This is a genomic window from Oscillatoria sp. HE19RPO (assembly GCF_024220515.1).
GTDB lineage: Bacteria > Cyanobacteriota > Cyanobacteriia > Cyanobacteriales > Laspinemataceae > Laspinema.
In genome coordinates this window covers 1-10,569 of record NZ_JAMXOT010000230.1, presented here as the reverse complement: position 1 = coordinate 10,569, position 10,569 = coordinate 1, and the positions used below count along the sequence as shown (strand labels likewise).

General features: G+C 47.6%; 8 protein-coding genes. 2 read left to right on the top strand and 6 right to left on the bottom strand.

What is annotated here, in order from left to right; all coding sequences use genetic code 11:
• The first annotated feature begins 347 nt into the window (after positions 1–347).
• A complete protein-coding gene (gene sppA, locus NG833_RS20260; protein ID WP_254567084.1) occupies positions 348–2,177 on the top strand; it encodes a signal peptide peptidase SppA in 1,830 nt (609 codons plus the stop codon).
• A gap of 346 nt (positions 2,178–2,523) precedes the next feature.
• Here sppA and NG833_RS20255 read toward each other — a convergent pair whose 3' ends face one another.
• From NG833_RS20255 to NG833_RS20230, 6 genes are all read right to left on the bottom strand, one after another.
• A complete protein-coding gene (locus NG833_RS20255; RefSeq protein ID WP_254567083.1) occupies positions 2,524–3,210 on the bottom strand; it encodes a metalloregulator ArsR/SmtB family transcription factor in 687 nt (228 codons plus the stop codon).
• 137 nt (positions 3,211–3,347) lie between these two features.
• Complete coding sequence (locus NG833_RS20250; RefSeq protein ID WP_254567082.1) at positions 3,348–3,593, bottom strand: HNH endonuclease; 246 nt, start codon at positions 3,591–3,593, stop codon at positions 3,348–3,350.
• Positions 3,594–3,778: 185 nt separating this feature from the next.
• The gene (locus NG833_RS20245; protein ID WP_254567081.1) at positions 3,779–4,153 is read right to left on the bottom strand and encodes a KGK domain-containing protein; all 375 of its coding nucleotides are present in this window, start codon (positions 4,151–4,153) and stop codon (positions 3,779–3,781) included.
• A 51-nt stretch (positions 4,154–4,204) separates the two neighbouring features.
• On the bottom strand, positions 4,205–4,570 hold the full coding sequence (locus NG833_RS20240; protein WP_254567080.1) for a KGK domain-containing protein: 366 nt from the start codon (positions 4,568–4,570) through the stop codon (positions 4,205–4,207).
• Between the two features lie 109 nt (positions 4,571–4,679).
• Positions 4,680–7,127 (bottom strand): dynamin family protein, encoded by a 2,448-nt coding sequence (locus NG833_RS20235; protein WP_254567079.1) that lies wholly within the window; start codon positions 7,125–7,127, stop codon positions 4,680–4,682.
• Positions 7,128–7,456: 329 nt separating this feature from the next.
• Entirely contained in the window at positions 7,457–8,926 is a 1,470-nt protein-coding gene (locus NG833_RS20230; protein ID WP_254567078.1) for a GH25 family lysozyme, read from the bottom strand.
• A 346-nt stretch (positions 8,927–9,272) separates the two neighbouring features.
• Here NG833_RS20230 and hisA point away from each other — a divergent pair, with 346 nt between their 5' ends.
• Positions 9,273–10,046 carry a 1-(5-phosphoribosyl)-5-[(5-phosphoribosylamino)methylideneamino]imidazole-4-carboxamide isomerase gene (hisA, locus tag NG833_RS20225; protein ID WP_254567077.1) on the top strand — a complete coding sequence of 258 codons (774 nt, stop codon included), beginning with the start codon at positions 9,273–9,275 and terminating at the stop codon, positions 10,044–10,046.
• The last annotated feature ends 523 nt before the right edge of the window (positions 10,047–10,569 follow it).

The window sequence follows — 10,569 nt, the reverse complement described above, 5'->3', positions numbered from 1 at the left end:
TTATTTTGCGGTTTGATGGACAGATGCCTTCTTGGAGGGTTCTGGACTGGCGATTCTCGAATCGCCTCTACATTATTATTTTGCGGTTTGATGGACAGATGCCTTCTTGGAGGGTTCTGGACTGGCGATTCTCGAATCGCTTCTACAGGTGGGGTGGGTTTTCAGAATAGGGGTAAGTTTTGAGGTTGCTTTGTCTGAAAATAGGGAAAGAAACGTGGTTTCTAACCAATCCGGTATGGCAGTCCCAGAAGGATTAACATAGAAGAGATAAGCGATCGCGACTTCGGGTCTGTTTTCAAAACACCGACGCCGGATGCAGCGCAGATAACATTAAGGACCCTTGCAAAATGCGAGATTTTTTCAAATACACCTTTGCTAGTATCCTCGGGACGATTGTTGGATTAGGGGTTTTAGGTGCTCTGAGTTTGGGTGGACTCCTGATTGTTGTAGGCACGATCGCCACTTCGTCGAAAGATGCGGGACCGAAAGTCGAAAACAACTCGATGCTGGTGTTTGACCTTTCGATGAATATCACCGATTCTCAACCTACCTCCACCACTGCGGAAGCATTATCCCGCACCCTCTCGGAGGAGTCCGACCCCAGCAGTATGACCCTGCGCCAGGTGGTGGAAACCATTGATGCTGCCACACAGGACGATCGCATTCTCGGGATCTACCTCCACTCTTCCTCCTCCACCAGCAGTAACGGATTTGCCACCCTCCGGGAAGTGCGCGGGGCCCTGGAACGGTTTCGAGATGCGGGTAAAACCATTATTGCTTATGACCAAGATTGGACTGAACGGGAATACTACCTCGCCTCGGTTGCTGAGGAAATTCTGATCAATCCTCTCGGCATCATTGAAATGAATGGGTTGAGTTCCGAGACGACTTTTTTGGCAGGCGGTTTGGAGAAGTACGGCGTCGGGGTTCAGGTGACCCGAGTCGGAAAGTATAAATCCGCCGTGGAACCGTTTGTACTGACCGAAAGTTCCCCAGAAAGTCGGCAACAGACGGAGAAATTATTGAGCGATATCTGGAGTGAGTTTCTGACCACGATCGCTCGCCGTGAGAAGATTAGCACTCAGCAGGTGCAGCAGGTGGTGAATACCCGGGGAATGCTGATGGCAACGGAGGCGGAACAACAGGGATTTGTCGATCGCCTCGCCTATTTTGATGAAGTGGTGGCACAACTCAAGGAACTCACGGGCAAAACAGAGGACGATCGCACCTTTGAGCAAGTGAGTTTACCCCGGTATGCGGCAGTCAGTGATGACCAAAGAGCATCTCAGGTGCGATCGGCCTCGCAAATTGCCCTAGTCTATGCTGATGGGGAAATTGTGAGTGGGGAAGGCGGTTCCACTCAGGTGGGAGGCGATCGTCTCGCCAAACAATTGCGGGAATTGCGCCGGGATGAGGATGTCAAAGCGGTTGTTTTACGGGTGAACAGTCCCGGAGGTTCCGCCACCGCATCGGAAGTGATTCAGCGTGAGGTTCAGTTGATTGCCGAAACCAAACCCATTGTGGTGTCAATGGGGAATGTCGCTGCTTCCGGTGGGTACTGGATTTCTAGCTATGGGTCGAAAATTTTCGCTCAACCGAATACGGTGACGGGTTCCATTGGCGTGTTCGGTATGCTGCTGAATGTCCAAACTTTGGGCAACAATCAGGGGATTACCTGGGATGTGGTGAAAACCGGGCCTTATGCGGATATTGATACAATTACCCGCCCGAAAACCGCCCAAGAAATGGCGATTATTCAGCAAATGGTCGATCGCATTTATGCGCGATTCTTGAATCTGATTGTTCAGTCTCGCAATCTACCGGCCCAAAAGGTAAGTGAGATTGCTCAAGGTCGCGTTTGGTCCGGTCAAGAAGCAAAACAATTGGGGTTAGTGGATGAAATTGGCGGTTTAAATGATGCAATTTTGGCCGCTGCGGAATTAGCAGAACTGGGAGATGTGTGGAAGGTGGAAGAATATCCCCAAACTCGCACCTTTGAACAAATCCTGATCGATCGCTTGATGGGGAGTCGCCTAAGCGCATTGGTTCCGACTTTGGAACCGGACCCGCTAACGGCACAATTACAGCAATTGTATGAGGAAGTGTCGATTCTCAAAAATTTGAATGACCCATTCCATGCATACACTCGGATGCCTTTTACGTTCCAGATTCGTTAAGAAATAGTCCGGTGGATTTGGGGCTTACAAGAGTATGTTTTTTACTTCCGGTCCCCTCCCCTTGCCAAGGGGAGGGTTAGGGTGGGGTCCCTCTTGGGCGTTCTCAGGTCACAAAAAATCGGTGGGTGGAGGGTATCGGCGGTGACGCGCGATTCCCTACGGGATAGCTCCGCTTACCGCACGTCACGAAGAAAGAGGTTGAACAAGTCTCCATACAGGCGCTTAAACCGTCAAGAAGACCCCACCCTAACCCTCCCCTTGGCAAGGGGAGGGGACCGGAGGTGCAGTTAATAGTGAGGCAAATCAGCAGAGAGGAAGAAGAAGAAGAAGAAGAAGAAATGGTTTTTTAGGTGGATTCACCGGAGTTGATATTAGGGGTGATTTGATAGGCGCAACGCCGATCGCCTTCCATAATATGTTCCACTCGTTCGATGGTGACGGTGGGTCCGAATAGGGTTTTAAAAACTTCTAGTTCGGACCGACATAATAATCGACAAGTGCGCGCAGCTTCATTAATGGGACAGTGGTTTTCTATGAATAACCAGGACCCATCCGGTTGGGCGATCGCCTCTGCCATATATCCTTCTTTTGTCCGAATTTCTGCAAAGCGTTGTACCTGGCGATCGAGTCGGGATTGCAGTGAATTTGGACCGTTATCCCCTTCTAAGGTGGAAAATTGAACGCGATACCCTTGGATTTGTCTACGAGAGCGTTCTGCTAAGACTTTCTCTAATTCTGCTTCCCCTAACACCGACTCAAAACTATTCAGAAATTCTACCATCAAGTCGGCATGAGTATTGGGAAATAGGTTGAGGGTGCGATCGGTCAACTGCCACAACTTCACAGGTCGCCCAATCGGACGCCGTTGTTCCGAGTAATCCACCAACCCCTCTCCCCGCAGCGCCTGTAAATGCTGCCGAATCGCCATCGGAGACACCTCTAACTGTTCTGCCAGGTCCGTCGCACTGGTGGCCCCTTGCATCTTTAACAGGTACAGAATTTGCTCTTTTGCTTTTTGTTTATCATCGGTCATTGGACATGGAAAAGATGAAGGATCAAAGCGGAAGCATGAAGGCGGAAGGCATTTAATTCGGACAAAACACGGTCCCTGGTTGTCTTTTGTCCCTCATCCGGTCCCCCAATTCTTCCTTTGAACCCAAATTATAACAATTATAAATCAAACCGACGCTGGAATCGAGGGTCTAGGTCAGCACTTTTGCGTTGATTGCACTGACGGCAAAGGGTTTGCAGATTACTGATATCGTTGGAACCCCCCATCGCCAGGGGAATAATATGATCAATATTCAGTTCGGTTTCTTGTTCGGTTTTACCACAACTTTGACACTGATGGCGATCGCGTTCAAACACATAAGCTCTAACTGATGCTGGAATCCGGATTCGAGGAGTTTTATTCATAGATTTTTAGTAGATTAAAGATAGACAGGAGGCAGAGCCTCTAATTCTCGTGACTCGGCAGAGCCAAGTCACGAGAATTAGAGTATTATATAATAGATTCTCGTGTCATGGCTCTGCCGTGATACGGGCATTTTGCGGCTCTGCCGCCTAATTGGTTTTGCTACTATGATGAGGTAATGTTTTGCTCATCCCTGCATCCGCCGAATCTCATCAAGCGGTGATTCAAGCTCGCTGGATTCCCCTTTATTGCGGGCTGCTATTTCTTCATATTCTGGCTCATCTGAGCAAAATTCTAAGCTAATTTTGATTCTAACTTTGCCTTTTTTCCAGCCAGGAGAACCATACTTTAAAATTTCAACATCGACCCCCTCTCCAAGCCATTTAAGTTTTTCATCTGCATCGCTCCCAATTCCCAAAAAATGGGTTTTTATTACTTTTGTTAATGCTTGCCTCAAGTCCCCAAATTTAATCATGGGATGATTCAATATTGGTATTCTTTGATTCGCTTGAGGCACCGATACCACTTCATCATCTTTCAGGGTTTCAACTTTATGGTTCATACACTTCCTCTTAAAAAATTACTTTCCTATCTTACATCATCAAAATTATGCTCATCCCTGCATCCTGCGAATCTCATCAAGGGGTGATTCAGGTGCACTGGTTTCGGGTTGATTGGGTGTCGATGTCTTTTGTCCTTCTGGCTCATCTGGGCAAAATTCTACGCTGATTTTAATTCGGCCTTTTTGCCAACCGGAAGCACCATATCTTAAAACTTGAACATTGACTCCCTCGTTAAACCATTTCATTTTCTCCTCTACTTTACCTGCTCGAAATATCGCATCGGCATTTTTCAGAAGCGTTATTAAGGCGTCCGTTAGTTCATGAGTTTTGAATGTTGGATGGTTAACTAATATTTTGAAAGACTCGTTTACCGACACAACCTCATCCGCTCGTAGAGGCTCAAAATTATTGCTCATAACAATTGCTCATTCTAGAATTGACCGTTTTATTGTATCTTATTAACACCCCCCTGTCAACAGGGTAAAATGCACCAAAACACATCCTACCCTATTGACATTCATCCCCTTAACTCATCTCCACCACCTCGGCAAACTCCCCATCTTCCACCTCAACAGGTTCCACTTCTATAATCGCCTCTTGCAAATTAGCCAATGGTAACTGATAGCGGTCTAACAGCATGGCCTGTAAACAGCTATTAATCCCTGAAACTACCTCATTGTAATCGGCAATTTTATTCTGGACTTCTTGCAACTGGATTTGATTACTATCGAGTTGCTCCTGTGCTTCCCGTTCCAGGGTTTTCTCTAGGTGCGATCGCGCTCGGTTGTATTGTTGCAAAATCATCTCCTCTTGCTGCTTCACCAACGGCAACAAATGAGTTTTCAGAGTTTGATTCGTCGTTTGTCGGAATGTACTTTGAATCGTGTGATTAACCTTCGGTTCAAAATCCAACTTTAACAACTGACGAATTGCTGGTTCCGCATCTTTCATGCTGACGCAATCATAACTTTGAGAAGTTTGTTGCAGCACTTTGCGGAACTGATAAATTGAAAAAGTGCCTTCATCGTAAAAGCGAGGACTCTCCCGCACGAAGCGATCGCATTCCGTACTCGCCGCCGCCCGAATCGCTTGCTGAACTTGCACCTCCAAATTCTTCACCGTCTGTTCTAATCCCGCATCGCCTCCAACTAAGCGGCAGAGTTCTCGGTAATACTCTTGACGGCGAATTCGTTCGATTAAATAGACAAAATAATTGGCAATGGTTCGTTCTGCTTCTTCTGCCAATACCTCCTCTAATTCATTGGACAAGTAATAAAATGCCTCAACTAAAATCGCCAATAACGGTGCAGTTGAGTTGCGAGGATGGGTGAGGGTTGCTTGCCGATACGCTTCTTCCACTGAGAAGGTATTCAACAGTTCATCCAGGCGGCAAACCATGCGGACTTTCAGTTTGCGGAAATCTTCCTCAAAGGTGAGGCACTGATTGGTGACAACCTCATTCACCTCTTGGGTGATATGTTCATTTAAGGCCGTTCCCAGGCGGCGTAAGTCATTATTCAGTTGTTCCATCCGCCGCAATTTTAACCCTTCAATGTTGACGGGTTGACTCTCTAGGTCCCGATATTGTTGGACGTAATGGCGACTTAAGGCGAGACAGATGGGTTGGAGGTCATTGGCGAGTGTTTTAAAGAGGAGAGGGCGTTTTTCGTTGGTTAGGTAGTTGGTAATGCTGGTGCGAAACTCTTCAATGCCGCTATCAGAAATAAGCTGATTGAGGAGGGAGGTTCCGCATTCGTTGAGGATGCGGACGTAGTTTTCATTGGGGGTTTCGTAGCTGTAAACCGCAATTTTAAATTGACTGGGGGAGAGTTTCCCGGAGTTGGCGCAGTAGCGGTTAAATTCGTTGACAAATTGCGGGGTGTCTTCCTGGATGCTGGTGTTTTTGACGCTTGCGGCAAATAGGGAATCTAATCCGTAGCGATCGCGTTCGCTGGTTTGTTTTATTTGACTTCCCCAAAACCCCAGCAATCCACTGGTTTTATAGAGGCGTTGGGTATCTCGGAACTGGGTTACAATCAGGTCATCTAAACGTTGCCGCAATTGGCTATTATACCAGGTTTCGTCAATCCGGTTGAAGACATAAAAGACGCGATCGCGAATTCCCGGATTAGACCGCATTTTTTCCAACAATTCCGTCTCTTCCGTGGTCATATCCCCTTCCGATGCCGGTTTGAGCACACATACCACCGCCGAAGTTTCCGGGTCTTCTATCTTGCGATAGGTCAGTTCCGCATCTCGTTTTACAGGCGCATCAATTCCCGGTAAATCAATCAGCACATTCCCATCTTTGAGCAAAGGATGATTGCAGTAATATTCAATCCGTTTCAAGACCGAACTGTTGCTCCCCCGGCGCGCATAACTGGCGGCTTCTTTGAGGTTGGCAAAGTTAAATTGCTCCATCGAAAAGGTGTGATTCTTAATCGGATGGATGCGACTGCTATTGGCGGCAAATCCATCCAGCAATAAGATTAAGGCTTTCGCTTGTTTGGCTGCCTGGGATTTACTTTCCCCCCCTTCTTTATTCAGCTTGGCTTCTCCAATTTGCCGCAACAGGTTGAAAACTTCGGGTTCATCAATATTAATCGCTGCTTTGATGTCTAGCCGCTCACATAAAGCCGTAATCTGGTCTTTAATCTCTAGCGCACTCAAAAAAGTGAGAACCACTCGCCCTTGGTCTGGTTCGGCATATTCAATATAGCACTCGGTCCCTGTGGCGTGACCCTCTGCACTGTAGAGCAATTCTTGTTCTAACAGGGCATTAATCAACATGGATTTACCGGCACTAAAAGCCCCGGCAAAGACAATTTCAAACTTAGGGGCCACCGCCTTTTTCAGCGAGGACTGAACAGCGGTGATATCCTGCTGCCGCAAGGCGGGTTCTTGATGCAACAATTCGAGAATGCGATCGACCTGCTCCTGTAGCTGCTGACACTGAGGGAGTAATTGAGTCATAACAGTGGTAAAAATGCCCCAGAAAAACATTATGTCTTTCAGTATTCCACAGTTTTCTATAAAATTATCAAAAGAAAAATTTACAAGAAATGATGCCCCTCAATACAAATCGGGGCAACTGTTCAACAATTGCCCCGACTTTGCGCCAATTTCACTTCATCTCATACCAAATCCGGTTGGTAAAAGTCGGTTTTCGCGCTTTAGCCCGCGCAGGCGGGCTTCGTCCGGATAGCCCCACCCTTGAGGGTGTGGGTTTTTATAGATTTTTAACAACCGAATTCCGTATCAGGGGTGACTCAAAAATCTCTAATCTGCACCCCCTTAATCCCTTAACCCCGCCACTTCCGGGTAAACTCATCCAACACGGAACTATGTAGCTGCCGTTGCAACCATTCCACCGCCTCTTTTTGATGGGTTAATCCCTGATAATATTGACAGACATCCACCAAAGAAATATTGCCAGGAACCGGCACCGATGCCAACTTCCGCCATTGCCGAGAAAACTCAGCTAAGGTACTGTTAGGAATCTGACTTTCTAACCACTGTAGCGCCTGCTTTTGGTTACTCAAACTTTGATAATAATGGCAAACATCCACCAAATTGATACTCGTGGATTGAGTCGCCACTTGCTGGGTTCCCGATCGCCACCACCGGGCAAATTCATTTAAAATTCCACTGGAAACCTGACCCTGCAACCAATGAATCGCTTGGTCTTGCATGGGCAATCCTTGATAAAATTTAGCCACATCCACAAAATTAATCGGGGATGACGCAGAAGAATGACCCCGCCAGCGACGAGCAAATTCTAGTAAATTCGCCTGAGAAACTTGACCCTGTAACCACTCTAACGCTTGATTTTGATGGGAAAATCCCTGATAAAATCGACAGACATCAATCAACCGAATCACCGGAGTTGGACCCGACTGAAAGGGGGGCCAAGGCGGTGCAGGAGTTGGCGGTGGAACCGGAGTCGGTGTTGGGGTGGGAATATAAATCGGGGGAGGCGTCGGTGGAACCGGCGTCTGGGGTTGAATAGCACTCACTAAGGCAGTCCAAGTCTGAATGCCGACAATCCCATCCACAGTAACATTCATTGCCCGTTGAAAGGCCATCACTGTGGAGTGCATCGTCGCCCCAAATACCCCATCAACGGACCCGGGATTGAATCCTTTATCCCGCAGACACATTTGGATATACTTCACATGAGAGCCTTTCCCTCCTTGGCGGCAGACATTAAACCAGTTGACATCTACACCGCCATTAATTCCGCTGACTTTACCGCTTTCTGTGTATTGCCAAAAGGTCCAACCATCCCACCCTCCGGGAACCCAAGGATTGTTCGTCTGATAGTGAGCAATCCATAGGGGATAATCGGTGAAAATTTTAGGATTACCAATCCGTTCCCAAAAACTGGGATAGGTGTAAATAATCGGGCGGCGCTTGGTTTCTTTTTCGACAATTTCCACCCAAGTTGTAATATCCCGAATAATCGCACTTGCACCGACCCCATCAGTGGATTCAATATCCAGAACTGGCGGCAAATCATCCGGTTCCAGTTTCACAGTGTCGAGAAAAATATCTGCTTGTGCTCGGGGGTCTCTTTTGGCCCGATAAAAGTGATAAGCACCCCGAGGCATCCCCACGGATTTAATCGCCGCCCAATTACTGCGATAGGAATCGGCCACAAACGTAGAACCTTCGGTTGCTTTGGTAAAGGCAAACCCCATGCCATCGCCAATCACGGAATTCCAATTTACGGGGTGTTGCCAATCGGAAACGTCGATACCTTTTGCACACATAATGGTAGATTTTGTTGAAAGAGTGAGGAACTGAGTGGCTTGGTTTCGGCAAAACTTCTTAAGGAAGTGGCCGGAGGTTTGATACAATTAGGAGGCAATTCCTCGGGTGGTAGCCCCTGCACAAGGGCCGATCGCCGCTGGTGGTGCAGGAGGGAAAACTTAGAAGGAAAAAGCCCGCGCTTCTCCTGCCAGTCCCCGAAAATGCCCCCTGGGAGTGATAGCTAAACTATACGGAGGGTGAGGCATTGGATCGGGAAAGGGTCAGGATTTAACTTGAACTGCAATCGATGACTTTTATCTCATCCCGTGCCATAGTAATTGAGTAAAATTTGAGGTTAGATTGGTTATGGAAGTGATTCCAGCGATTGATTTATTAGAAGGTCGTTGTGTCCGTCTGTATCAGGGGGATTACGATCGCTCGGATGTGTTTAATGAGGACCCGGTGGCGGTTGCCAAACAATGGGTAGACGAAGGTGCGACTCGGTTACATTTAGTGGACCTAGATGGGGCAAAAGCGGGGGAACCGCGTAATCTGAAAACCATCGAGGCGATCGCCCGCGCTGTTTCCGTCCCGATCCAAGTCGGTGGCGGATTGCGAGACTATGCCTCCGTTGCCAACTTATTATCCCTCGGGATCGATCGCGCTATTCTCGGGACTGTGGCAGTTGAAAAACCGGAACTCGTCCAGCAACTTGCCCAAGAATTTCCGGGTCACATTGTGGTCGGAATTGATGCACGAGATGGCAAAGTTGCCACCCGGGGATGGTTGGAAACCTCGGAAGTGTTAGCGACGGTCCTGGCGCAACAAATGGTGGAGTTAGGCGTGGCGGCGATTATTTATACAGATATTCATCGCGATGGCACATTGGCCGGTCCGAATATTCCGGCGTTGCGCGAAATGGCGAGGGCGGTGGATATTCCCGTTGTCGCCTCTGGTGGAGTGAGTTCCTTGACGGATTTGCTCAGTTTGTTGTCCCTGGAACCTCTGGGGGTGAATAGTGTGATTGTTGGGCGATCGCTTTATACCGGGGATGTTTCTCTGAAAGAAGCAATTCAGGCGATCGGTCCTGGACGGATTCAGGATATACCACCGGATTTTGGGTCTTCTACTTTTGCTTGAAAGTAAGAAATAACCCCGCCCGATTGGGTGGGGTTTTATGGAAACGACTTCAGTCGTTACTACGAAATTATGAAAGATAACGACTGAAGTCGTTACTACGAACGTTCGTTATTTCATGTAGCCGCGCTTCGAGAAGCGCCTGTCAATATGATAAATTTAATGACCCAAAAGAGTGATGGAATGTAGCCGCGCTTCGAGAAGCGCCTGTCAATATGATAAATTTGATGACCCAAAAGAGTGATGGAATGTAGCCGCGCTTCGAGAAGCGCCTGTCAATATGATAAATTTGATGACCCAAAAGAGTGATGGAATGTAGCCGCGCTTCGAGAAGCGCCTGTCAATATGATAAATTTAATGACAAGAAATCCTTATTTCATGTAGCCGCGCTTCGAGAAGCGCCTGTCAATATGATAAATTTAATGACCCAAAAGAGTGATGGAATGTAGCCGCGCTTCGAGAAGCGCCTGTCAATATGATAAATTTAATGACAAGAAATCCTTATTTCATGTAGAGGCGCTTCGAG

What these genes read in the sequence shown, in the direction of transcription:
- sppA (WP_254567084.1), top strand. Translation starts at nt 348, where the DNA reads ATGCGAGATTTTTTCAAATACACCTTTGCTAGTATCCTCGGGACGATT.
- NG833_RS20255 (WP_254567083.1), bottom strand. Translation starts at nt 3,210, where the DNA reads ATGACCGATGATAAACAAAAAGCAAAAGAGCAAATTCTGTACCTGTTA.
- NG833_RS20250 (WP_254567082.1), bottom strand. Translation starts at nt 3,593, where the DNA reads ATGAATAAAACTCCTCGAATCCGGATTCCAGCATCAGTTAGAGCTTAT.
- NG833_RS20245 (WP_254567081.1), bottom strand. Translation starts at nt 4,153, where the DNA reads ATGAACCATAAAGTTGAAACCCTGAAAGATGATGAAGTGGTATCGGTG.
- NG833_RS20240 (WP_254567080.1), bottom strand. Translation starts at nt 4,570, where the DNA reads ATGAGCAATAATTTTGAGCCTCTACGAGCGGATGAGGTTGTGTCGGTA.
- NG833_RS20235 (WP_254567079.1), bottom strand. Translation starts at nt 7,127, where the DNA reads ATGACTCAATTACTCCCTCAGTGTCAGCAGCTACAGGAGCAGGTCGAT.
- NG833_RS20230 (WP_254567078.1), bottom strand. Translation starts at nt 8,926, where the DNA reads ATGTGTGCAAAAGGTATCGACGTTTCCGATTGGCAACACCCCGTAAAT.
- hisA (WP_254567077.1), top strand. Translation starts at nt 9,273, where the DNA reads ATGGAAGTGATTCCAGCGATTGATTTATTAGAAGGTCGTTGTGTCCGT.